The organism is Blastococcus sp. SYSU D00813 (assembly GCF_054050735.1).
The window spans coordinates 147,120-167,432 of record NZ_JBJGZX010000005.1; the positions used below are offsets into that span (position 1 = coordinate 147,120).

General features: G+C 69.8%; 32 protein-coding genes. All 32 read left to right on the plus strand.

Annotated elements, in window-relative coordinates; genetic code table 11:
• The first annotated feature begins 6 nt into the window (after positions 1-6).
• Positions 7-2,106, plus strand: coding sequence for an elongation factor G (gene fusA / locus ACI8AX_RS05455; protein WP_456548776.1), 2,100 nt, complete (start codon positions 7-9; stop codon positions 2,104-2,106).
• 91 nt (positions 2,107-2,197) lie between these two features.
• Positions 2,198-3,391 (plus strand): elongation factor Tu, encoded by a 1,194-nt coding sequence (tuf, locus tag ACI8AX_RS05460; protein ID WP_456548777.1) that lies wholly within the window; start codon positions 2,198-2,200, stop codon positions 3,389-3,391.
• Positions 3,392-3,517: 126 nt separating this feature from the next.
• Entirely contained in the window at positions 3,518-3,823 is a 306-nt protein-coding gene (gene rpsJ, locus ACI8AX_RS05465) for a 30S ribosomal protein S10 (RefSeq protein WP_014742859.1), read from the plus strand.
• Between the two features lie 9 nt (positions 3,824-3,832).
• On the plus strand, positions 3,833-4,498 hold the full coding sequence (gene rplC, locus ACI8AX_RS05470) for a 50S ribosomal protein L3 (RefSeq protein ID WP_456546218.1): 666 nt from the start codon (positions 3,833-3,835) through the stop codon (positions 4,496-4,498).
• Positions 4,495-5,430 carry a 50S ribosomal protein L4 gene (gene rplD / locus ACI8AX_RS05475; protein ID WP_456548778.1) on the plus strand — a complete coding sequence of 312 codons (936 nt, stop codon included), beginning with the start codon at positions 4,495-4,497 and terminating at the stop codon, positions 5,428-5,430. Before rplC ends, rplD begins: the two co-directional genes overlap by 4 nt.
• Positions 5,427-5,729 (plus strand): 50S ribosomal protein L23, encoded by a 303-nt coding sequence (rplW, locus tag ACI8AX_RS05480; RefSeq protein WP_456548779.1) that lies wholly within the window; start codon positions 5,427-5,429, stop codon positions 5,727-5,729. The genes rplD and rplW overlap by 4 nt, the downstream gene beginning before the upstream one ends.
• A gap of 47 nt (positions 5,730-5,776) precedes the next feature.
• Positions 5,777-6,610: a 50S ribosomal protein L2 gene (gene rplB, locus ACI8AX_RS05485; RefSeq protein ID WP_456548780.1), complete on the plus strand. Its 834-nt coding sequence runs from the start codon at positions 5,777-5,779 to the stop codon at positions 6,608-6,610.
• Positions 6,611-6,633: 23 nt separating this feature from the next.
• Positions 6,634-6,915, plus strand: a complete 282-nt coding sequence (rpsS, locus tag ACI8AX_RS05490) for a 30S ribosomal protein S19 (protein WP_026857017.1) — start codon at positions 6,634-6,636, stop codon at positions 6,913-6,915.
• A 19-nt stretch (positions 6,916-6,934) separates the two neighbouring features.
• Positions 6,935-7,399 (plus strand): 50S ribosomal protein L22, encoded by a 465-nt coding sequence (rplV, locus tag ACI8AX_RS05495; protein WP_456548781.1) that lies wholly within the window; start codon positions 6,935-6,937, stop codon positions 7,397-7,399.
• The gene (gene rpsC, locus ACI8AX_RS05500) at positions 7,399-8,304 is read left to right on the plus strand and encodes a 30S ribosomal protein S3 (protein WP_456548782.1); all 906 of its coding nucleotides are present in this window, start codon (positions 7,399-7,401) and stop codon (positions 8,302-8,304) included. The genes rplV and rpsC overlap by 1 nt, the downstream gene beginning before the upstream one ends.
• 3 nt (positions 8,305-8,307) lie before the next feature.
• Positions 8,308-8,724, plus strand: coding sequence for a 50S ribosomal protein L16 (gene rplP / locus ACI8AX_RS05505; RefSeq protein WP_409328739.1), 417 nt, complete (start codon positions 8,308-8,310; stop codon positions 8,722-8,724).
• Positions 8,724-8,957 carry a 50S ribosomal protein L29 gene (gene rpmC, locus ACI8AX_RS05510; RefSeq protein ID WP_097194642.1) on the plus strand — a complete coding sequence of 78 codons (234 nt, stop codon included), beginning with the start codon at positions 8,724-8,726 and terminating at the stop codon, positions 8,955-8,957. Before rplP ends, rpmC begins: the two co-directional genes overlap by 1 nt.
• Entirely contained in the window at positions 8,954-9,265 is a 312-nt protein-coding gene (gene rpsQ, locus ACI8AX_RS05515; RefSeq protein WP_456548783.1) for a 30S ribosomal protein S17, read from the plus strand. Before rpmC ends, rpsQ begins: the two co-directional genes overlap by 4 nt.
• A 227-nt stretch (positions 9,266-9,492) precedes the next feature.
• Positions 9,493-9,861 carry a 50S ribosomal protein L14 gene (gene rplN, locus ACI8AX_RS05520; protein WP_029433456.1) on the plus strand — a complete coding sequence of 123 codons (369 nt, stop codon included), beginning with the start codon at positions 9,493-9,495 and terminating at the stop codon, positions 9,859-9,861.
• 2 nt (positions 9,862-9,863) lie between these two features.
• Entirely contained in the window at positions 9,864-10,223 is a 360-nt protein-coding gene (rplX, locus tag ACI8AX_RS05525; RefSeq protein ID WP_456548784.1) for a 50S ribosomal protein L24, read from the plus strand.
• A gap of 5 nt (positions 10,224-10,228) precedes the next feature.
• Positions 10,229-10,813, plus strand: a complete 585-nt coding sequence (gene rplE, locus ACI8AX_RS05530) for a 50S ribosomal protein L5 (RefSeq protein ID WP_456548785.1) — start codon at positions 10,229-10,231, stop codon at positions 10,811-10,813.
• 34 nt (positions 10,814-10,847) lie between these two features.
• Positions 10,848-11,033: a type Z 30S ribosomal protein S14 gene (locus ACI8AX_RS05535; RefSeq protein ID WP_113838243.1), complete on the plus strand. Its 186-nt coding sequence runs from the start codon at positions 10,848-10,850 to the stop codon at positions 11,031-11,033.
• A 134-nt stretch (positions 11,034-11,167) separates the two neighbouring features.
• Positions 11,168-11,572: a 30S ribosomal protein S8 gene (gene rpsH / locus ACI8AX_RS05540; protein ID WP_456548786.1), complete on the plus strand. Its 405-nt coding sequence runs from the start codon at positions 11,168-11,170 to the stop codon at positions 11,570-11,572.
• A gap of 15 nt (positions 11,573-11,587) precedes the next feature.
• A complete protein-coding gene (gene rplF, locus ACI8AX_RS05545) occupies positions 11,588-12,127 on the plus strand; it encodes a 50S ribosomal protein L6 (RefSeq protein WP_456548787.1) in 540 nt (179 codons plus the stop codon).
• Positions 12,128-12,165: 38 nt separating this feature from the next.
• Entirely contained in the window at positions 12,166-12,534 is a 369-nt protein-coding gene (rplR, locus tag ACI8AX_RS05550; protein WP_456548788.1) for a 50S ribosomal protein L18, read from the plus strand.
• Positions 12,535-12,571: 37 nt separating this feature from the next.
• Positions 12,572-13,186: a 30S ribosomal protein S5 gene (gene rpsE / locus ACI8AX_RS05555; protein WP_026857030.1), complete on the plus strand. Its 615-nt coding sequence runs from the start codon at positions 12,572-12,574 to the stop codon at positions 13,184-13,186.
• Position 13,187: 1 nt separating this feature from the next.
• A complete protein-coding gene (gene rpmD / locus ACI8AX_RS05560; protein WP_456548789.1) occupies positions 13,188-13,367 on the plus strand; it encodes a 50S ribosomal protein L30 in 180 nt (59 codons plus the stop codon).
• Positions 13,368-13,380: 13 nt separating this feature from the next.
• A complete protein-coding gene (gene rplO / locus ACI8AX_RS05565; RefSeq protein ID WP_456548790.1) occupies positions 13,381-13,824 on the plus strand; it encodes a 50S ribosomal protein L15 in 444 nt (147 codons plus the stop codon).
• Positions 13,825-13,997: 173 nt separating this feature from the next.
• Positions 13,998-15,308 (plus strand): preprotein translocase subunit SecY, encoded by a 1,311-nt coding sequence (gene secY / locus ACI8AX_RS05570; protein ID WP_456548791.1) that lies wholly within the window; start codon positions 13,998-14,000, stop codon positions 15,306-15,308.
• Entirely contained in the window at positions 15,308-15,922 is a 615-nt protein-coding gene (locus tag ACI8AX_RS05575) for an adenylate kinase (RefSeq protein ID WP_456548792.1), read from the plus strand. Before secY ends, ACI8AX_RS05575 begins: the two co-directional genes overlap by 1 nt.
• A gap of 13 nt (positions 15,923-15,935) precedes the next feature.
• Entirely contained in the window at positions 15,936-16,793 is an 858-nt protein-coding gene (gene map / locus ACI8AX_RS05580; RefSeq protein ID WP_456548793.1) for a type I methionyl aminopeptidase, read from the plus strand.
• Positions 16,794-17,067: 274 nt separating this feature from the next.
• Positions 17,068-17,289, plus strand: a complete 222-nt coding sequence (infA, locus tag ACI8AX_RS05585; protein ID WP_012950459.1) for a translation initiation factor IF-1 — start codon at positions 17,068-17,070, stop codon at positions 17,287-17,289.
• A gap of 74 nt (positions 17,290-17,363) precedes the next feature.
• Positions 17,364-17,477: a 50S ribosomal protein L36 gene (rpmJ, locus tag ACI8AX_RS05590; RefSeq protein ID WP_012950458.1), complete on the plus strand. Its 114-nt coding sequence runs from the start codon at positions 17,364-17,366 to the stop codon at positions 17,475-17,477.
• 15 nt (positions 17,478-17,492) lie between these two features.
• Positions 17,493-17,873 (plus strand): 30S ribosomal protein S13, encoded by a 381-nt coding sequence (gene rpsM, locus ACI8AX_RS05595; RefSeq protein WP_456548794.1) that lies wholly within the window; start codon positions 17,493-17,495, stop codon positions 17,871-17,873.
• A gap of 99 nt (positions 17,874-17,972) precedes the next feature.
• Positions 17,973-18,380, plus strand: a complete 408-nt coding sequence (gene rpsK, locus ACI8AX_RS05600) for a 30S ribosomal protein S11 (protein WP_014377968.1) — start codon at positions 17,973-17,975, stop codon at positions 18,378-18,380.
• A gap of 35 nt (positions 18,381-18,415) precedes the next feature.
• Positions 18,416-19,042, plus strand: a complete 627-nt coding sequence (gene rpsD / locus ACI8AX_RS05605) for a 30S ribosomal protein S4 (protein ID WP_456548795.1) — start codon at positions 18,416-18,418, stop codon at positions 19,040-19,042.
• 161 nt (positions 19,043-19,203) lie between these two features.
• Positions 19,204-20,268: a DNA-directed RNA polymerase subunit alpha gene (locus tag ACI8AX_RS05610; RefSeq protein ID WP_456548796.1), complete on the plus strand. Its 1,065-nt coding sequence runs from the start codon at positions 19,204-19,206 to the stop codon at positions 20,266-20,268.
• Positions 20,269-20,313 lie beyond the last annotated feature (45 nt).

Below are 20,313 nucleotides of genomic sequence, written 5' to 3' on the forward strand. Positions count from 1 at the left end.
ACAGAGATGGCCAGCAACGAGGCCCAGCTCGCCAAGACCCGCAACATCGGGATCATGGCGCACATCGACGCCGGCAAGACCACGACGACCGAGCGCATCCTCTTCTACACCGGTATCAACTACAAGATCGGTGAGGTCCACGACGGCGCGGCCACGATGGACTGGATGGAGCAGGAGCAGGAGCGCGGCATCACCATCACGTCGGCCGCGACGAAGTGCACCTGGAACGACCACGACATCAACATCATCGACACCCCCGGGCACGTCGACTTCACCGTCGAGGTGGAGCGGTCGCTGCGGGTGCTCGACGGTGCGGTCGCCGTCTACGACGGTGTGGCCGGCGTGGAGCCGCAGACCGAGCAGGTGTGGCGGCAGGCGGAGAAGTACGGCGTCCCGCGCATGTGCTTCGTCAACAAGCTCGACCGCACCGGTGCCGACTTCTTCCGCTGCGTGGACATGATGGTCGAGCGGCTGGGTGCCAACCCGGCCGTGCTGCAGCTGCCGATCGGCGCCGAGGCCGACTTCATCGGCGTCGTCGACCTGGTGCAGATGCGCGCGCTCACCTGGCGCGGTGAGACCAAGATGGGCGAGGACTACGCCGTCGAGGAGATCCCCGCCGAGCTCGCCGAGCAGGCCGAGGAGTACCGCGAGAAGCTGCTCGAGACGATCGCCGAGACCGACGACGACCTCATGGAGGCCTACCTCGGCGGCGAGGAGATCACCGTCGAGCGCCTCAAGGCCGCCATCCGCAAGGCGACGATCAACGCCCAGGTGAACCCGGTCCTGACCGGCACGGCCTTCAAGAACAAGGGCGTGCAGCCGCTGCTCGACGCGGTCGTCGACTACCTGCCCAGCCCGCTGGACATCGAGGCCATCGTGGGCACCGCCCTCGACGGCGAGACCGAGGTCCTGCGGCACGCCGACGAGGACGAGCCGTTCTCGGCGCTGGCCTTCAAGATCCAGACCGACCAGCACCTGGGCAAGCTGACCTACGTCCGCGTGTACTCCGGGAAGCTCTCCTCCGGTTCGCCGGTGCTCAACAGCACCAAGGACCGCAAGGAGCGGATCGGCAAGATCTACCAGATGCACGCCAACAAGCGCGAGGAGCGCGAGGGCGTGGGCGCCGGCCAGATCGTCGCCGTCGTCGGCCTGAAGCAGACCACCACCGGTGACACGCTCTGCGACCCGCAGAACCCCGTGATCCTGGAGTCGATGACCTTCCCGGCGCCGGTCATCTCGGTCGCCATCGAGCCGAAGACCAAGGGCGACCAGGAGAAGCTCGGCACGGCCATCCAGAAGCTCGCCGAGGAGGACCCGACCTTCCAGGTCCGCCTCGACGAGGAGACCGGCCAGACCGTCATCTCCGGCATGGGCGAGCTCCACCTGGAGATCCTCGTCGACCGCATGCGGCGCGAGTTCAAGGTCGAGGCCAACGTCGGCAAGCCGCAGGTGGCCTACCGCGAGACGATCCGCAAGACCGTCGAGAAGGTCGACTACACCCACAAGAAGCAGACGGGTGGGTCGGGCCAGTTCGCCAAGGTGCAGGTGACCCTGGCCCCGCTGGAGATCAGCGGCGACTCGGCCACCTACGAGTTCGAGAACGCCGTCACCGGTGGTCGCATCCCGAAGGAGTACATCCCCTCGGTCGACCAGGGCATCCAGGACGCCATGCAGTACGGCATCCTCGCCGGCTACCCGATGGTGGGCGTCAAGGCGACCCTCATCGACGGCCAGTACCACGAGGTCGACTCCTCGGAGATGGCCTTCAAGATCGCCGGCTCGATGGTCTTCAAGGAGGCCGCCCGCAAGGCCAGCCCGGCCCTGCTCGAGCCGATGATGGCCGTCGAGGTCGTCACCCCCGAGGACTACATGGGTGACGTCATCGGCGACCTGAACTCCCGGCGCGGGACGATCCAGGCGATGGAGGAGCGCTCCGGCGCCCGCGTCGTCCGGGCCCTGGTCCCGCTCTCGGAGATGTTCGGCTACGTGGGCGACCTGCGCAGCCGCACCCAGGGGCGGGCGAGCTACACCATGGTGTTCGACTCGTACGCCGAGGTCCCGCAGAACGTCGCCAAGGAGATCATCGCCAAGGCGACCGGCGAGTGACCCGCCGGGCGGAGCCCATCCGCCCGGCACCCCCCAGCAACCCCACCCCAGAGTTCGCGCACGACTGCGACACCACGAGGAGAGGAACCCAGTGGCCAAGGCCAAGTTCGAGCGGACCAAGCCGCACGTCAACATCGGCACCATCGGGCACATCGACCACGGCAAGACGACGCTGACCGCGGCGATCACCAAGGTCCTGCACGACAAGTACCCGGACCTCAACGAGGCGTCGGCCTTCGACCAGATCGACAAGGCGCCCGAGGAGAAGGCCCGCGGCATCACGATCTCGATCGCCCACGTCGAGTACCAGACGGAGAACCGTCACTACGCGCACGTCGACTGCCCCGGGCACGCCGACTACATCAAGAACATGATCACGGGTGCGGCGCAGATGGACGGCGCCATCCTCGTGGTCGCCGCCACCGACGGCCCGATGCCGCAGACCAAGGAGCACGTGCTCCTGGCCCGCCAGGTCGGCGTCCCCTACATCGTCGTGGCGCTCAACAAGGCCGACATGGTCGACGACGAGGAGATCCTCGAGCTCGTCGAGCTGGAGGTCCGTGAGCTGCTGTCCGAGTACGAGTTCCCGGGCGACGACGTCCCCGTGGTCCGCGTCTCGGCGCTGAAGGCCCTCGAGGGCGACGCCGAGTGGGGCGACCGCCTCATGGAGCTGATGAACGCCGTCGACACCGCGATCCCGGAGCCGGAGCGCGACATCGACAAGCCGTTCCTCATGCCCGTCGAGGACGTCTTCACCATCACCGGCCGCGGCACCGTCGTGACCGGTCGTGTGGAGCGCGGCATCGTCAAGGTGTCGGAGGAGGTCGAGATCGTCGGCATCCGTCCGTCGTCGACCAAGACCACCGTCACCGGCGTCGAGATGTTCCGCAAGCTGCTCGACCAGGGCCAGGCCGGCGACAACGTCGGTCTGCTCCTGCGCGGCATCAAGCGCGAGGACGTCGAGCGCGGCCAGGTCGTCGTGAAGCCGGGTTCCATCACCCCGCACACGAACTTCGAGGCCTCGGTCTTCATCCTCTCCAAGGACGAGGGTGGCCGGCACACGCCGTTCTTCAACAACTACCGTCCGCAGTTCTACTTCCGGACGACGGACGTGACGGGCGTCGTGACGCTGCCCGCCGGCACCGAGATGGTCATGCCCGGCGACAACACCGAGATGACGGTCGAGCTGATCCAGCCGATCGCCATGGAGGAGGGGCTCAAGTTCGCCATCCGCGAGGGTGGCCGGACCGTGGGCGCCGGTCGCGTCACGAAGATCATCAAGTAACACCCCGCGGACGGGCGGCGGCCGGATCGGCCGCCGCCCGTCTCCCGGGTCCGGGCTCGGATCCGGACCCAGGGGCCCCGAGGGCCCACCACAGACATTCACGATCGGCAGGAGCGAGACAAGGCGATGGCGGGACAGAAGATCCGCATCCGGCTGAAGGCCTACGACCACGAGGCCATCGACGCCTCGGCGCGGCGCATCGTGGACACGGTGACGAAGACCGGTGCGCGCGTCGTCGGCCCGGTGCCGCTGCCGACGGAGAAGAACGTGTACTGCGTCATCCGGTCCCCGCACAAGTACAAGGACTCGCGGGAGCACTTCGAGATGCGCACGCACAAGCGCCTCATCGACATCCTCGACCCGACGCCGAAGACGGTCGACGCGCTCATGCGCATCGACCTCCCGGCCTCGGTCGACGTCAACATCCAGTAAGGGGGAGTCATGGCGAGCAACTTCCGCGGACTCCTCGGCGAGAAGCTGGGCATGACCCAGGTCTTCGACGAGAACAACCGCATCGTGCCGGTGACCGTCGTCAAGGCGGGGCCGTGCGTGGTCACCCAGGTGCGCACCCCCGAGGTCGACGGCTACTCCGCCGTCCAGCTCGGGTTCGGGGAGATCGACCCCCGCAAGGTGAACAAGCCCGAGGGCGGCCACTTCGCCAAGGCCGGCGTGACGCCGCGCCGCCACGTGGTGGAGCTGCGTACCAACGACGCCTCCACCTACACCGTCGGCCAGGAGCTGACGGCCGAGGTGTTCGACGGCGTCGCCAAGGTCGACGTCATCGGCACCAGCAAGGGCAAGGGCACCGCGGGTGTCATGAAGCGGCACGGGTTCAAGGGCCTCGGCGCCGCGCACGGCACCCAGCGCAAGCACCGCTCGCCCGGCTCGATCGGTGGGGCCTCGACCCCCGGCCGGGTGTTCAAGGGCCTGCGCATGGCCGGCCGCATGGGTGCGGTCAAGACGACGACGCTCTCGCTGGCGGTCCACAAGGTGGACACCGAGCGCGGGCTGCTGCTGATCAAGGGCGCCATCCCCGGCCCGAAGGGCGGCCTCGTGCTCGTCCGCTCGGCCGTCAAGGGCGGTCCCGTGGGGAGTGACACCAAGTGACCCAGTCGACCCAGGCACGGACCGACCGCCAGGTCGACGTCCGCACGCCGGCGGGCGAGACCTCCGGCAGCGTGACGCTGCCCGGTGAGCTCTTCGACACCGACGCCAACGTCTCGCTCATGCACCAGGTCGTGGTGGCCCAGCTGGCCGCCGCGCGCCAGGGCACGCACGCGACGAAGACCCGCGGCAAGGTCAGCGGTGGTGGCGTCAAGCCCTACCGCCAGAAGGGCACCGGCCGCGCCCGGCAGGGCTCGATCCGCGCGCCGCAGTTCACCGGCGGTGGCACGGTCCACGGCCCGCAGCCGCGCGACTACACCCAGCGGACCCCCAAGAAGATGAAGGCCGCCGCCCTGCGCGGTGCCCTGTCCGACCGGGCCCGCGAGGACCGCGTCCACGTGATCACCACCTTCGTCGAGGGCGACGCCCCGAAGACGAAGGAGGCGCTCAAGGCGCTCGACGCCGTGACCCAGGCCAAGCGCGTGCTCGTGGTCCTCGACCGCGACGACGTCCTCAACTGGATCAGCCTGCGCAACGAGCCCCGGGTGCACCTGCTCGAGGCCGGTCAGCTGAACACCTACGACGTCCTGCTCGCCGACGAGGTGGTCTTCACCGAGGCCGCGCTCGCCGAGTTCGTCGCCGGCCCCGCGCGCGGCTCGGTCAAGCCCGACCTGTCGACGCACGAGACGCCCGGTGGCGTCCCGTCCATCGCCCCGGCGCAGGGCGAGGGCACCGTCGAGGTGTCCGGCTCGGCCGGCACCGCGTCGGTCGCCGCCCCGAAGCGGGCCGTGGACGCCGGCGACCCCGCCCCGGCCACCCCGGCCGAGGCCGCCTCGGCCCCGGCCGAGCAGGCCGCCGCCGCCAACGCCGGTCCGGACGCCACCGCGCCCAGCGAGGACGGCACCACCGACACTGCCGAGGAGGAGAAGGCGTGACCTTCCGCGACCCCCGGGACGTCCTGCTCGCGCCGGTCATCTCGGAGAAGAGCTACGGGCTCCTGGACGAGAACCAGTACACGTTCCTGGTCCACCCGGACGCCAACAAGACGCAGATCAAGATCGCCGTGGCGCAGGTCTTCAACGTGAAGGTCCTCGACGTCAACACGATCAACCGTCAGGGCAAGAAGAAGCGCAGCCGGGGCAACCGGACGGGCAAGCGCCCCGACACCAAGCGCGCCATCGTCTCGCTCGCCCCCGGCGACCGCATCGAGATCTTCGGTGGTCCCGGCGCCTGAGGCGCCGTGACCGTTTCGGACCAGAGATATAGAGGACTGAGTCAGCAATGGCTATCCGCAAGTACAAGCCGACGACGCCGGGCCGCCGCGGCTCCAGCGTCGCCGACTTCGCCGAGGTCACCCGCGACCATCCCGAGAAGTCGCTGGTCCGGCCGCTGCACGGCCGCGGCGGGCGCAACGTGCACGGGAAGGTCACCGCTCGACACCAGGGCGGCGGCCACAAGCGCGCCTACCGGGTGATCGACTTCCGCCGGGCCGACAAGGACGGCGTGCCGGCCAAGGTCGCGCACATCGAGTACGACCCCAACCGGACGTCGCGCATCGCCCTGCTGCACTTCGCCGACGGCGAGAAGCGCTACATCATCGCGCCGGCCCGCCTCAAGCAGGGCGACACGGTGGAGTGCGGCCCCGCCGCCGACATCAAGCCGGGCAACAACCTGCCGCTGCGGAACATCCCGGTCGGCACCGTCGTTCACGCCATCGAGCTCCGTCCCGGTGGCGGCGCGAAGATCGCCCGGTCGGCGGGGACCAGCGTCCAGCTGGTCGCCCGTGAGGGCCGGTTCGCCCAGCTGCGCATGCCGTCGGGCGAGATCCGCAACGTCGACGTGCGCTGCCGCGCGACCGTCGGCGAGGTGGGCAACGCCGAGCAGTCGAACATCAACTGGGGCAAGGCCGGCCGCATGCGGTGGAAGGGCAAGCGCCCGACCGTCCGCGGTGTCGCCATGAACCCGGTCGACCACCCGCACGGTGGTGGTGAGGGCAAGACCTCCGGTGGTCGCCACCCGGTGAACCCGAAGGGCAAGCCCGAGGGCCGTACGCGCAAGCGCAAGGCCTCGGACTCCATGATCGTGCGCCGCCGGCGTACCAACAAGAAGCGCTGAGCGGGTAGAGGAGCTCGACAGACATGCCACGCAGCCTGAAGAAGGGCCCGTTCGTCGACGACCACCTGCTCGCCAAGGTGGACGCCCAGAACGAGAAGGGCACCAAGAACGTCATCCGCACCTGGTCGCGGCGCTCGACGATCATCCCCGACATGCTCGGGCACACGATCGCCGTGCACGACGGCCGCAAGCACGTCCCGGTCTTCGTGACCGAGGCGATGGTCGGGCACAAGCTCGGCGAGTTCGCGCCCACGCGCACCTTCCGTGGGCACGTCAAGGACGACCGCCGGTCGCGGCGCGGCTGACGGCGAGGAGATCTCAGAGATGACTTCCCAGTTGGGGCAGGAGACGCCGGTCGCCCGGGCCACCGCCCGGTTCGTCCGCGTCACCCCCATGAAGGCACGCCGGGTGGTGGACCTCATCCGCTACCTGCCCACCGACGAGGCCCTGGCCCTGCTGCGCTTCGCGCCGCAGGCCGCCAGCGAGCCGGTCGCCAAGGTGGTGGCCAGCGCCGTCGCCAACGCCGAGCACAACCTGCAGCTCGACCGCAACGCGCTGGTCGTCAGCGCCGCGTTCGTCGACGAGGGCCCGACGCTCAAGCGGATCCGTCCGCGCGCGCAGGGCCGGGCGTTCCGCATCAACAAGCGGACCAGCCACATCACCGTCGAGGTGAGCGAGGTCGCCAGCAGCGCCGAGCTCGCGCAGAAGTCGCGCAAGGCGCGCCGGGACACCGGCCAGTCCGGCCCCGCGACCCAGCAGAAGAGCAACACGAGGGGAGGGACCCGCTAGTGGGTCAGAAGGTCAACCCGCACGGGTTCCGGCTCGGCATCACCACCGACTACAAGTCCCGGTGGTACGCCGACAAGCTCTACAAGGACTACGTCAAGGAAGACGTCGCCATCCGCAAGCTCATGTCCAAGGGCATGGAGCGGGCCGGCATCTCCAAGGTCGAGATCGAGCGCACCCGTGACCGGGTCCGCGTCGACATCCACACCGCGCGTCCGGGCATCGTCATCGGCCGCCGCGGCGCCGAGGCCGACCGCATCCGCGGCGAGCTGGAGAAGCTCACCGGCAAGCAGGTGCAGCTGAACATCCTCGAGGTGAAGAACCCCGAGGCCGACGCTCAGCTCGTCGCCCAGGGTGTGGCCGAGCAGCTGTCCAGCCGCGTCAGCTTCCGCCGCGCCATGCGCAAGGCCATGCAGTCGGCCCAGCGCAGCCCGCAGGTCAAGGGCATCCGGGTGCAGTGCTCGGGTCGCCTGGGCGGCACCGAGATGAGCCGGTCGGAGTTCTACCGCGAGGGTCGCGTGCCGCTGCACACGCTGCGCGCGAACATCGACTACGGCATCTACGAGGCCCGCACCACCTTCGGCCGCATCGGCGTCAAGGTGTGGATCTACAAGGGTGACGTGAGCGGCTCCCGCGCCGAGCGCGAGGCCCTCGAGGCCCTGGCCGCCCGCCAGCAGCGTCGTGAGCGCGCACAGCGCCCGCAGCGCCGCTCGGGCTCCAGCGGCACCACCGCCGGCGGGACCGAGGCCGGCCGCGCCGCGGCCGAGTCCACCGGCCCGGCGGACACCACCGAGGCCGTCGTCGCGCAGACGTCGGGCGAGGCCCCGGAGACGACGGTCGCCGAGCTGGCCGGTCCGGAGGCCACCAGCGCCGCCGAGACGACCGCCACCGAGAACACGGAGAGCTGAGCGATGCTCATCCCACGGCGCGTCAAGCACCGCAAGCAGCACCACCCGAGCCGCTCCGGCCGGGCCAAGGGCGGCACCGCCATCAACTTCGGCGACTACGCCATCCAGGCCCTGGAGCCGGCCTACGTGACCAACCGGCAGATCGAGTCCGCCCGTATCGCCATGACGCGGCACATCCGCCGTGGCGGCAAGGTGTGGATCTCCATCTACCCGGACCGCCCGCTGACCAAGAAGCCGGCCGAGACCCGCATGGGTTCGGGCAAGGGCTCGCCGGAGTGGTGGGTGGCCAACGTGAAGCCGGGCCGGGTGCTCTTCGAGCTCTCCGGTGTGGCCGAGCCGGTCGCCCGCGAGGCCATGCGCCGCGCGATCCACAAGCTGCCCATGAAGTGCCGCTTCATCACGCGTGAAGGAGAGGTGTGATGGCCGCCGGTCTGACCGCTCCGGAGCTGCGCGAGCTCTCTGCCGACGAGCTCGCCTCGCGGCTGCGCGAGTCCAAGGAAGAACTGTTCAACCTGCGGTTCCAGGTGGCCACCGGCCAGCTGGACAACAACCGGCGGCTGCAGACCGTCCGCCGCGACATCGCGCGGATCTACACGATCATGCGTGAGCGCGAGCTGGGCCTGTCGGTCGCCCCGAACGAGGGTGTGGCATGAGCGAGTCCCAGTCGGCGACCGCCAACGACGCGACGGCGACCGGCCCCGGTCTGGCCGGCCGTGGCTACCGCAAGGTCCGTGAGGGCCTCGTGGTCAGCGACAAGATGGAGAAGACCATCGTCGTCGAGGTCGAGGACCGCGTGAAGCACGGCCTCTACGGCAAGGTCATCCGCCGGACGAGCAAGCTGAAGGCCCACGACGAGCAGGGGATCGCCGGCATCGGCGACCGCGTGCAGATCATGGAGACCCGGCCGACGTCGGCCACCAAGCGGTGGCGGCTGGTCGAGGTCCTCGAGAAGGCCAAGTGACCCCTGGCGGGTCCCCGCGTGAGCGGGGTCCCGCCGACCGGCCCTCCGGGGCCGTGTCCGGAGCAGGTACTCTGGACGACTGGCGCCCCTCCGGGAGCGCGCCGCATCCCGGTACCCGTGCCTCGGACGCACCGGCGGCCCAGCCGCCGGTGCGTCCGCACGTGGGTACCGGACAGCCGGTTCACCGTTCCGGCCCGGCTGTCACCACTGAGAATTGGGAGTAGGACGTGATCCAGCAGGAGTCGCGACTGCGGGTCGCCGACAACACGGGTGCCAAGGAGATCCTCTGCATCCGTGTCCTCGGCGGGTCCGGGCGACGCTACGCGGGAATCGGTGACGTCATCGTCGCCACCGTGAAGGACGCGCTGCCGGGTGCCGGTGTCAAGAAGGGCGACGTCGTCAAGGCCGTCGTCGTCCGCACCGTGAAGGAGCGTCGTCGTCCTGACGGCTCCTACATCCGCTTCGACGAGAACGCCGCCGTCATCATCCGCGACAGCGGCGACCCGCGCGGTACGCGCATCTTCGGCCCCGTCGGCCGTGAGCTCCGCGACAAGCGCTTCATGCGGATCATCTCGCTCGCTCCGGAGGTGCTGTGAGCATGGCTGCCCACAAGAACGACCCCGGCACCAAGAAGGCGCCGTCGATGAAGGTCAAGAAGGGCGACACCGTCGTCGTGCTGTCCGGCAAGGACAAGGGCGCGAAGGGCCGGGTCATCGCCGCCTACCCGCAGACGCAGAAGGTCCTCGTCGAGGGCGTCGGCCGGGTCAAGAAGCACACCCGGATCAGCTCCAACCAGCGCGGCGCCCAGCAGGGCGGGATCGTCACGCAGGAGGCTCCCATCCACGTGAGCAACGTGATGGTGATCGACTCCGAGGACAAGCCGACCCGGGTCGGCTACCGCAAGGACGAGGAAGGCCGCAGCATCCGGGTCTCGCGGCGCACCGGTAAGGACCTCTGAGCGACATGAGCGCACCCACCCGTGAGCTGCCCCGCATGCTGGCCCGGTACCGCGAGGAGATCGTGCCGGCGCTGCAGTCGGAGTTCGGCTACGAGAACGTCATGCAGATCCCGCGGCTGACGAAGATCGTCGTGAACATGGGCGTCGGCGAGGCGACCCGCGACGCGAAGCTGATGGACGGCGCGGTCCGCGACCTCACCGCCATCACCGGCCAGAAGCCGGCCGTCGTCCGCGCCCGCAAGTCCATCGCGCAGTTCAAGCTGCGCGAGGGCATGCCGATCGGCGCCAAGGTGACCCTCCGCGGGGACCGCATGTGGGAGTTCCTGGACCGGCTGCTGTCGCTGGCCCTGCCCCGCATCCGTGACTTCCGCGGCCTGAACGCCAAGCAGTTCGACGGCCACGGCAACTACACGTTCGGTCTGACCGAGCAGTCGATGTTCCGCGAGATCGACGTCGACAAGATCGACCGGCCGCGCGGCATGGACATCACCCTGGTCACGACCGCGACCAACGACGACGAGGGACGCGAGCTGCTCCGGCTCCTCGGCTTCCCCTTCGCCGGCCAGCCCGTCGTCGCGACGACCCGCTGAGCCCGGGCCGGACGAGAGAGCTAGAGGAGACGACATGGCCAAGAAGGCCCTGATCAACAAGGCGGCCCGCAAGCCCAAGTTCGCGGTCCGCGGCTACACCCGCTGCCAGCGCTGCGGTCGCCCGCACGCGGTGTTCCGCAAGTTCGGCCTCTGCCGGATCTGCCTGCGGGAGATGGCCCACGCCGGCGAGCTGCCCGGCGTCAGCAAGAGCTCCTGGTGAAGGACCCCGGTGCCGCCCGCGACACGCGCCGCGGGTCCCGGCACCGGGGCCGTTCCATCCGTAACTGATCGCCGAGAGGCCCACGCGAGGTCCGCGTGCGGAACCGCGGCGAGAGAGGCACGACACCCATGACGATGACCGACCCGATCGCGGACATGCTCACGCGCATCCGCAACGCCAACCAGGCGTACCACGACTCGACGACGATGCCGTCCTCCAAGCTGAAGACGCACATCGCCGAGATCCTCCAGCAGGAGGGGTACATCGCCGGCTGGCAGGTCAACGAGGTCGAGAAGGACGGCACCACCCGCAAGGAGCTGGTGATCGACCTCAAGTACGGCCCCAACCGTGAGCGCAGCATCGCCGGTGTCCGGCGGGTGTCGAAGCCGGGCCTGCGGGTCTACGCCAAGTCGACCGCGCTGCCCAAGGTGCTCGGCGGCCTCGGGGTGGCGATCATCTCCACCTCGACCGGCCTGCTGACCGACCGCCAGGCGAACAAGAAGGGCGTGGGTGGGGAAGTCCTCGCCTACGTCTGGTAAGAGGAGCGAGCAGAGATGTCACGGATCGGACGACTCCCGATTCCGGTGCCCGGTGGCGTGGACATCGCCATCGAGGGCCAGACCGTCAGCGTGAAGGGCCCCAAGGGCTCCCTGTCCCACACCGTCGCGGCGCCGATCACGGTGGCCCGCGGTGAGGACGGCACGCTGCAGGTGGCCCGGCCGGACGACGAGCGGGAGAGCCGGGCCCTGCACGGGCTGTCGCGCACCCTGATCGCCAACATGATCACCGGCGTCACCGAGGGGTACAGCAAGACCCTCGAGATCGTCGGTGTCGGTTACCGCGTCCAGGCCCGGGGGTCGGACCTCGAGTTCGCCCTGGGCTTCAGCCACCCGGTGCCGGTCAAGGCGCCGGAGGGCATCACGTTCACGGTCGAGTCGCCGACGCGCATCCGCGTCGCCGGCATCGACAAGCAGCAGGTGGGCCAGGTCGCGGCCAACATCCGCAAGCTGCGTCGCCCCGACCCGTACAAGGGCAAGGGCGTCCGCTACCAGGGTGAGGTCGTCAAGCGCAAGGTCGGGAAGACGGGTAAGTGATGGCACAGACCGAGAAGAGTGCTCGGGTCCACACCCCCGTGGGCACCGATGTCAGCACCGCGCGCCGGGTCTCCCGGCTGCGCCGGCACAACCGGCTGCGCAAGCGGGTCTCCGGCACACCGGAGCGTCCGCGCCTGGTGGTCAAGCGCAGCTCGCGCCACATCCACGCCCAGGTCGTCGACGACACTGCGGGCCACACGCTGGTCAGCGCGTCCACGCTGGACGCCAGCCTGCGCGGCGCCGAGGGCGACAAGTCCGCCCTGGCCCGCCAGGTGGGCGCCCTGGTGGCCGAGCGCGCCAAGGCCGCCGGGATCACCGCGGTCGTGTTCGACCGCGGCGGCAACCGCTACCAGGGGCGGATCGCCGCGCTCGCCGACGGCGCGCGCGAGGGCGGTCTGGACTTCTGATGACGAGCACGCACACCGAGATCGAGAGGGACGTCTGATGCCAGGACCACAGCGACGCGGCGGCGGCGCCGGCGGCGGTAACGACCGCCGCGACCGTCGTGACGGCGGCCGGGGGCCGGGCGGCGCTCCTGCCGAGAAGAGCAACTACATCGAGCGCGTGGTGGCCATCAACCGCGTGTCCAAGGTCGTCAAGGGTGGTCGGCGCTTCAGCTTCACCGCTCTGGTGATCGTGGGCGACGGCGACGGCACCGTGGGCGTCGGCTACGGCAAGGCCAAGGAGGTGCCCGCGGCGATCGCCAAGGGTGTCGAGGAGGCCAAGAAGCACTTCTACAAGGTGCCGCGCATCGCCAGCACCATCCCGCACCCGGTGCAGGGTGAGGCGGCCGCCGGCGTCGTGCTGCTCAAGCCGGCCAGCCCCGGTACCGGTGTCATCGCCGGTGGCCCGGTGCGCGCCGTCCTGGAGTGCGCCGGCATCCACGACGTGCTGTCGAAGAGCCTCGGCTCGTCGAACCCGATCAACATCGTGCACGCGACCATGCAGGCGCTGAAGGACCTCGTGCGCCCCGAGGAGATCGCGGCCCGCCGCGGTCTGCCCCTCGAGGACGTCGCTCCGGCCGCCATGCTGCGGGCGCGTGCGGGCCAGGGGGTCTGACATGCCTCAGCTGAAGGTCACCCAGATCAAGTCCGCGATCGGCACGAAGCCCAACCAGCGCCAGACGCTGCGCTCCCTGGGCCTCAAGCGGATCAACGACTCGGTCGTGCAGGAGGACCGTCCCGAGATCCGCGGGATGGTCGCCACGGTGCCGCACCTGGTCACCGTCGAAGAGATCTGAGCAGGGACACTCCATGACTCTCAAGGTCCACCACCTGCGCCCGGCCGAGGGCGCCCACACCAAGAAGACCCGCGTGGGTCGTGGTGAGGGCTCCAAGGGCAAGACGGCCGGCCGCGGTACCAAGGGCACCGGCGCGCGGGGCAACACCTCCGCGCGGTTCGAGGGCGGTCAGACGCCGCTGCACATGCGTCTGCCCAAGCTCTCGGGCTTCAAGAACCCGAACAAGGTCGTGTTCCAGGTCGTCAACCTCGACCGGATCGCGGCGCTGTTCCCGCAGGGCGGCACCGTCGACGTCGACGCGCTGGTCCAGGCCGGCGCCGTGCGTCGCGGCCAGCTGGTCAAGGTGCTCGGCACCGGTGAGCTCGGGGGCGTCGCGGTGGACGTGACCGCCCACGCGTTCTCGTCGTCGGCCGCCGAGAAGATCGCCGCGGCCGGGGGCAGCACCACGCTCCTCTGAGCAGCCCAGGACCCCCGGGGCGCGTCTCCTGACCGGAGACGTGCGCCCCGGGGGTCGTCTGCTGCCGGGCCACTGCCGGGCACGGACACCCGGCGCCCCGCCGATCCCGATGCGGGTGGGCGGGCGCCACCACCCTCGTTGCTAACCTCACACGACCGACTCGGGGAGGGCACGTGCTGCAGGCGTTCGCCGCGGCGTTCCGGACGCCAGACCTCCGGCGCAAACTGCTGTTCTCCCTGGGCGTCATCGCCGTGTACCGCCTCGGTGCGGCGGTGCCCGGCCCCGGCGTCTCCGTCGAGGCGATCAACAGCTGTCTCGACGCCGCGCAGAACTCCAGCCAGCGGGACGTCTACTCGCTGGTCAACCTGTTCTCCGGCGGAGCACTGCTCCGGCTGTCGATCTTCGCGCTCGGCATCATGCCGTACATCACGGCGAGCATCATCGTGCAGCTGCTCGTGGTGGTCATCCCGCGGTTCGAGCAGCTCAAGAAGGAGGGGCAGGCGGGGCAGCAGAAGCTGACCCAGTACACCCGCTACCTCACGATCGCGCTCGCCGTCCTGCAGAGCACCGGCATCATCGCGCTGGCCCGCAGCGGCCAGCTGTTCCCCGGCTGCAACCGCGACATCATCCCGTCGGACTCCATCTGGACGACGGTCATCCTGGTGGTCGCGCTCACCGCCGGCACCGCCGTGATCATGTGGCTCGGCGAGCTGCTGACCGAGAAGGGGATCGGCAACGGCATGTCCGTGCTGATCTTCACCTCGATCGCCGCGCGCATCCCCGCCGAGGGCGGCTCCATCCTGCAGACCCGCGGCGGCGTCGTCTTCGCGCTCATCTGCCTGCTGGCCCTGGTGATCATCGCGTCGGTGGTCTACGTCGAACAGGCGCAGCGGCGCATCCCGGTGCAGTACGCCAAGCGCATGGTCGGGCGCCGCATGTACGGCGGGACCTCGACCTACCTGCCGCTCAAGGTGAACCAGGCCGGCGTCATCCCGGTCATCTTCGCGTCGTCGCTGCTGTACCTGCCGCAGCTCATCTCGCAGCTGCAGGGAGACGAGACGGGCACGGTCCGTCGGTTCTTCGAGGACTACGTGATCGACCAGAGCAGCTGGTCGCACATCGCGATCTACTTCGGGCTGATCGTGTTCTTCACGTACTTCTACGTGTCGATCACGTTCAACCCCGAGGAGCGTGCCGACGACATGAAGCGCTACGGCGGCTTCATCCCCGGCATCCGTCCCGGGCGGCCGACCGCCGAGTACCTGCAGTACGTGCTCTCCCGGATCACCCTCCCCGGGTCGATCTACCTGGGCGTCGTGGCAGTGTTGCCCAACCTGTTCCTCTCGGTGACCCAGGAGGGGCAGAACCAGAACTTCCCGTTCGGCGGGACCGCGGTGCTCATCATGGTCGGAGTGGGGTTGGAGACGGTGAAGCAGATCGAGACGCAACTCAACCAGCGCAACTACGAAGGGTTCCTGAAGTAGTGCGCGTCGTGCTGCTCGGGCCGCCGGGCGCGGGCAAGGGGACCCAGGCGCAGATCATCGCGGGGCAGCTGGGTGCGCCCGCGATCTCGACCGGCGACATCTTCCGGGCCAACGTCAGCGGCAGGACCGAACTCGGCCTGAAGGCGAAGACGTTCATGGACGCCGGCGACCTGGTCCCCGACGAGATCACCGTCGCCATGGTCAAGGACCGGCTGGCCGAGCCCGACGCCAAGGCGGGGTTCCTGCTCGACGGCTTCCCGCGGACCATCGCCCAGGCCGAGCAGCTCCGCGAGTCCCTCGCCGAGCTCGGCCACGGCCTCGACTGCGTCCTCGAGCTCGTCGTGGACGAGGACGAGCTGGTCCGCCGGCTGTCCGGGCGCCGCATGCTCGTCGACGGCGAGTGGGTGCAGCGCGAGGACGACAAGCCCGAGACCGTGCGGCACCGGCTGCAGGTGTACCGGGAACAGACCGCTCCGCTGTCGGGGTTCTACGAGGGCGAGGGGCTGCTGGCCCGGATCGACGCCATCGGGAGCGTCGAGGAGGTCACGGCGCGGGCTCTGGCGGCGCTCGGACGCACGCCGGACGGCGGTACCGCCGCGCAGGACGCCGAGTAGGCGCACGACGCGCATGTCGGCCGGGATCCTCACCCGCCTGCCCCTGCTGGCGAAGTGGAGTGGACGGATGATCCAGATCAAGACCCCGCACGAGCTGGAGCTCATGCGGGCGGCCGGCCTCGTGGTGGCCGGGGCCATCGCGGCGGTGCGTGCCGCGGTGCGCCCCGGCGTCACCACCGGCGAGCTGGACGCGATCGCCGAGGACGCGATCCGCAGCAAGGGGGCCATCCCCTCGTTCCTCGGCTACCACGGGTTCACCGGCAGCATCTGCGCGTCGATCAACGACGAGATCGTGCACGGCATCCCGAACCCGACGCGGGCCCTGGCCGAGGGCGACAACATCTCCATCGACTGCGGGGCGATCCTCGACGGGTGGCACGGCGACTCCGCCGTCACCGTCACGGTGGGGGAGCCCTCCGCCGAGGACGCGGCGTTGATGGCCGTGACCGAGCGGTCGATGTGGGCCGGGCTGGCCGCGGCCGTGGCCGGGAACCGGCTGACCGACATCAGCCACGCGGTCGAGCAGGTCATCACCGCCGAGGCGCACCCGTACGGGATCGTCGACCACTACGGCGGGCACGGCATCGGCACGGAGATGCACCAGGACCCGCACGTCCTCAACTACGGGCGGCCCGGTCGCGGTCCGCGGCTGGTCCCGGGCCTGGCCCTGGCGATCGAGCCGATGGTCACCGTGGGCGACCCGGCCACCGTCGAGCTCGAGGACGGCTGGACCGTGGTCACCAAGGACGGGTCGCGCGCCGCACACTTCGAGCACACCGTCGCCGTCACCCCGGAGGGCCCCTGGGTCCTGACGGCGGAGGACGGCGGCCTCGCCGGCCTGGCCCCCTTCGGGATCACGCCGCGCCAGTAGGCGGGGGACCTCCGTGCCCCCTCACCGCTCGCGAGCTCGCGGCGGGCCCCTGCAGGGAGGCCGGGTTCCGTTGTGACGGAGGCCGGGTTGGAGCGCCCCGCAGGGGCGGGGTACAGTGAACGACGGCGTTCGCGCCGTCCTGTCGTCGTGCTGTGGCCGCACGACGCAGGGCGCCCTCGCGAGAACGCCTGTGCACCACCTGTTCAGCAACCACCACACCGTCTCGCCGGGTCCCGGCGTGGGCGGAGACCGAGTCAGGGAGGCCGTGTAGGGCATGGCGAAGAAGGACGGGGCCATCGAGGTCGAGGGTCGCGTCGTCGAGCCGCTGCCCAACGCGATGTTCCGGGTGGAGCTGCAGAACGGGCACCGGGTGCTCGCCCACATCAGCGGCAAGATGCGACAGCACTACATCCGCATCCTGCCCGAGGACCGAGTGGTCGTGGAGCTCTCGCCCTACGACCTGACCCGCGGTCGCATCGTCTACCGGTACAAGTAACCGCCGTGTCGCGGCGCCCGATCCCGGGCGGACCGCGGCCGGCTCACGATCGACAGGAATGAGGGGCGGCACCGGTGAAGGTCCAGCCGTCGGTGAAGAAGATCTGCGACAAGTGCAAGGTGATCCGCCGGCACGGCCGGGTCATGGTCATCTGCGACAACGCCCGCCACAAGCAGCGGCAGGGCTGAGGGAGTACCTGAGACATGGCACGACTGGCCGGCGTCGACCTGCCCCGCGAGAAGCGGATGGAGATCGCGCTCACCTACATCTACGGGATCGGCAAGACCCACGCCAAGGAGACCCTGGCCGCGACGGGCGTCAGCCCGGACCTGCGCGCCAAGGACCTCAGCGACGAGGACCTGCTGAAGCTGCGCGACTACATCGACGAGCACTTCCGCGTCGAGGGTGACCTGCGCCGTGAGGTGGCCGCCGACATCCGCCGCAAGGTGGAGATCGGCTGCTACCAGGGTCTGCGCCACCGCCGTGGGCTCCCCGTCCACGGTCAGCGCACCCGCACCAACGCGCGCTCGAGCAAGGGCCCGCGCAAGACCATCGCCGGCAAGAAGAAGGCCGGCAAGAAGTAAGCCGCTGTGCGCGCCGTCGCGGCGACCCGTGAGGGCGGGAGCGACGGCGCGCAGCGTGCTGCATCTGGCCACTGAACAGCAGAAGGAAACCGGAGAGACATGCCTCCCAGGGCTCGCGCCGCGGCTGGTGCCAAGAAGGTCCGCCGCAAGGAGAAGAAGAACGTCGCCCACGGCGCCGCGCACATCAAGAGCACCTTCAACAACACGATCGTGTCGATCACCGACCCCAACGGGAACGTGATCAGCTGGGCCTCGGCCGGGCACGTCGGGTTCAAGGGCTCCCGCAAGTCCACGCCGTTCGCCGCGCAGATGGCCGCCGAGAACGCCGCGCGCAAGGCGCAGGAGCACGGCATGCGCAAGGTCGACGTCTTCGTGAAGGGCCCTGGCTCCGGCCGGGAGACCGCGATCCGCTCGCTGCAGGCCACCGGCCTCGAGGTGGGTCAGATCCAGGACGTGACGCCGCAGCCGCACAACGGCTGCCGCCCCAAGAAGCGCCGCCGGGTCTGACCGGCCACAGACGAGACTGACGAGGAGTACCTGACGTGGCCCGTTACACCGGAGCCGACTGCCGCATGTGCCGGCGCGAGAAGATGAAGCTGTTCCTCAAGGGCAGCAAGTGCGAGTCCCCGAAGTGCCCGATCGAGATCCGGCCCTACCCGCCGGGCGAGCACGGCCGGGGCCGCAGCAAGGACAGCGAGTACCTCCTGCAGCTGCGCGAGAAGCAGAAGGCCCGCCGCATCTACGGCGTGCTGGAGAAGCAGTTCCGCGGCTACTACGAGGAGGCGAACAAGAAGCAGGGCAAGACCGGTGAGGTCCTCCTGCAGATCCTCGAGTCGCGCCTCGACAACGTGGTCTACCGGGCCGGTTTCGCCGAGTCCCGTGACATGGCCCGCCAGCTGGTGCGCCACGGCCACATCCGGGTGAACGGCCGCAAGGTCGACATCCCGTCGTACCGGGTGAGCGCCAACGACATCATCGAGGTCGCGGAGAAGTCGCGGACCATGATGCCGTTCGAGGTCGCCCAGGCCCGCGCCGGCGAGCGGCCCGTGCCGCCGTGGCTGGAGGTCATCAGCAGCCAGCTGCGCGTGCTCGTGCACAGCGTGCCGGCCCGCCAGGTGATCGACACCCCGGTGCAGGAGCAGCTGATCGTCGAGCTCTACTCCAAGTAGCGGAAGGACCCCCTCGCCGGGACCCGCGCCACGCTCCGCGGGCGTGGGTCCCGGCGAGGGGGCCGACGGCCCCGGCGGGCGGACCGATGTCCGCCGGAGCCAGCACCACCCCCCTCACGGCGTCATATGGCGGTCGCCGGAGGACACGAAGGAGAACGACCGTGCTCATCGCACAGCGCCCCACCCTGACCGAGGAGACGATCTCCGAGCAGCGCTCGCGGTTCGTCATCGAGCCGCTCGAGCCGGGCTTCGGCTACACGCTCGGCAACTCCCTGCGTCGCACCCTGCTGTCGTCCATCCCCGGTGCTGCTGTCACCAGCATCCGGATCGAGGGCACCCTGCACGAGTTCACCACCGTGCCGGGCGTCAAGGAGGACGTCACCGAGATCATCCTGAACCTCAAGGGCCTCGTGGTCAGCTCCGACTCGGACGAGCCGGTGACCATGTACCTGCGCAAGCAGGGCCCCGGTGAGGTCACCGCCGCGGACATCGCGCCGCCGGCGGGCGTCGAGGTGCACAACCCCGACCTGCACATCGCCACCCTCAACGGCAAGGGCCGGCTGGAGATCGAGCTGGTCGTCGAGCGTGGCCGCGGCTACGTGCCGGCCCCGCAGAACAAGCAGCCCGGCCAGGAGATCGGCCGCATCCCGGTCGACTCGATCTACTCGCCGGTCCTCAAGGTCACCTACGCCGTCGAGGCGACCCGTGTCGAGCAGCGGACCGACTTCGACCGGCTGGTCGTCGACGTCGAGACCAAGCCGTCGATCGCCCCGCGCGACGCCATCGCCAGCGCCGGCTCCACGCTGGTCGAGCTGTTCGGCCTGCTGCGCGAGCTGAACCTCGACGCCGAGGGCATCGAGGTCGGGCCCAGCCCGGCCGAGGCCGCCGACATCGCGAACTTCTCGATGCCGATCGAGGACATGGACCTCACCGTCCGGTCCTACAACTGCCTCAAGCGCGAGGGCGTGCACACCGTCGGCGAGCTGGTCACCCGTTCGGAGGCGGACCTGCTCGACATCCGCAACTTCGGGGCCAAGTCCATCGACGAGGTCAAGATGAAGCTGGCGGCCATGGGCCTGGCGCTCAAGGACAGCCCGCCCGGGTTCATCCCCAGCTCGATCGAGAGCTACGACGAGGGCTACGAGACCGACGCGTACCAGACCACCGGGTACGCCGACGGCGCCGACTACGGCGACGCCGCGTACCAGGAGACCGAGCAGCTCTGAGCACACCGGCGCCGGACGGCGGGTCAGCCCGCTGTCCGGCGCCGC

Excerpts from the sequence above, each read along its gene's own strand:
- fusA (WP_456548776.1), top strand. The coding sequence starts at position 7 with ATGGCCAGCAACGAGGCCCAGCTCGCCAAGACCCGCAACATCGGGATC.
- rpsJ (WP_014742859.1), top strand. The coding sequence starts at position 3,518 with ATGGCGGGACAGAAGATCCGCATCCGGCTGAAGGCCTACGACCACGAG.
- rplC (WP_456546218.1), top strand. The coding sequence starts at position 3,833 with ATGGCGAGCAACTTCCGCGGACTCCTCGGCGAGAAGCTGGGCATGACC.
- rplB (WP_456548780.1), top strand. The coding sequence starts at position 5,777 with ATGGCTATCCGCAAGTACAAGCCGACGACGCCGGGCCGCCGCGGCTCC.
- rpsS (WP_026857017.1), top strand. The coding sequence starts at position 6,634 with ATGCCACGCAGCCTGAAGAAGGGCCCGTTCGTCGACGACCACCTGCTC.
- rplV (WP_456548781.1), top strand. The coding sequence starts at position 6,935 with ATGACTTCCCAGTTGGGGCAGGAGACGCCGGTCGCCCGGGCCACCGCC.
- rplP (WP_409328739.1), top strand. The coding sequence starts at position 8,308 with ATGCTCATCCCACGGCGCGTCAAGCACCGCAAGCAGCACCACCCGAGC.
- rpmC (WP_097194642.1), top strand. The coding sequence starts at position 8,724 with ATGGCCGCCGGTCTGACCGCTCCGGAGCTGCGCGAGCTCTCTGCCGAC.
- rpsQ (WP_456548783.1), top strand. The coding sequence starts at position 8,954 with ATGAGCGAGTCCCAGTCGGCGACCGCCAACGACGCGACGGCGACCGGC.
- rplX (WP_456548784.1), top strand. The coding sequence starts at position 9,864 with ATGGCTGCCCACAAGAACGACCCCGGCACCAAGAAGGCGCCGTCGATG.
- rplE (WP_456548785.1), top strand. The coding sequence starts at position 10,229 with ATGAGCGCACCCACCCGTGAGCTGCCCCGCATGCTGGCCCGGTACCGC.
- ACI8AX_RS05535 (WP_113838243.1), top strand. The coding sequence starts at position 10,848 with ATGGCCAAGAAGGCCCTGATCAACAAGGCGGCCCGCAAGCCCAAGTTC.
- rpsH (WP_456548786.1), top strand. The coding sequence starts at position 11,168 with ATGACCGACCCGATCGCGGACATGCTCACGCGCATCCGCAACGCCAAC.
- rplF (WP_456548787.1), top strand. The coding sequence starts at position 11,588 with ATGTCACGGATCGGACGACTCCCGATTCCGGTGCCCGGTGGCGTGGAC.
- rpsE (WP_026857030.1), top strand. The coding sequence starts at position 12,572 with ATGCCAGGACCACAGCGACGCGGCGGCGGCGCCGGCGGCGGTAACGAC.
- rpmD (WP_456548789.1), top strand. The coding sequence starts at position 13,188 with ATGCCTCAGCTGAAGGTCACCCAGATCAAGTCCGCGATCGGCACGAAG.
- rplO (WP_456548790.1), top strand. The coding sequence starts at position 13,381 with ATGACTCTCAAGGTCCACCACCTGCGCCCGGCCGAGGGCGCCCACACC.
- map (WP_456548793.1), top strand. The coding sequence starts at position 15,936 with ATGTCGGCCGGGATCCTCACCCGCCTGCCCCTGCTGGCGAAGTGGAGT.
- infA (WP_012950459.1), top strand. The coding sequence starts at position 17,068 with ATGGCGAAGAAGGACGGGGCCATCGAGGTCGAGGGTCGCGTCGTCGAG.
- rpsM (WP_456548794.1), top strand. The coding sequence starts at position 17,493 with ATGGCACGACTGGCCGGCGTCGACCTGCCCCGCGAGAAGCGGATGGAG.
- rpsK (WP_014377968.1), top strand. The coding sequence starts at position 17,973 with ATGCCTCCCAGGGCTCGCGCCGCGGCTGGTGCCAAGAAGGTCCGCCGC.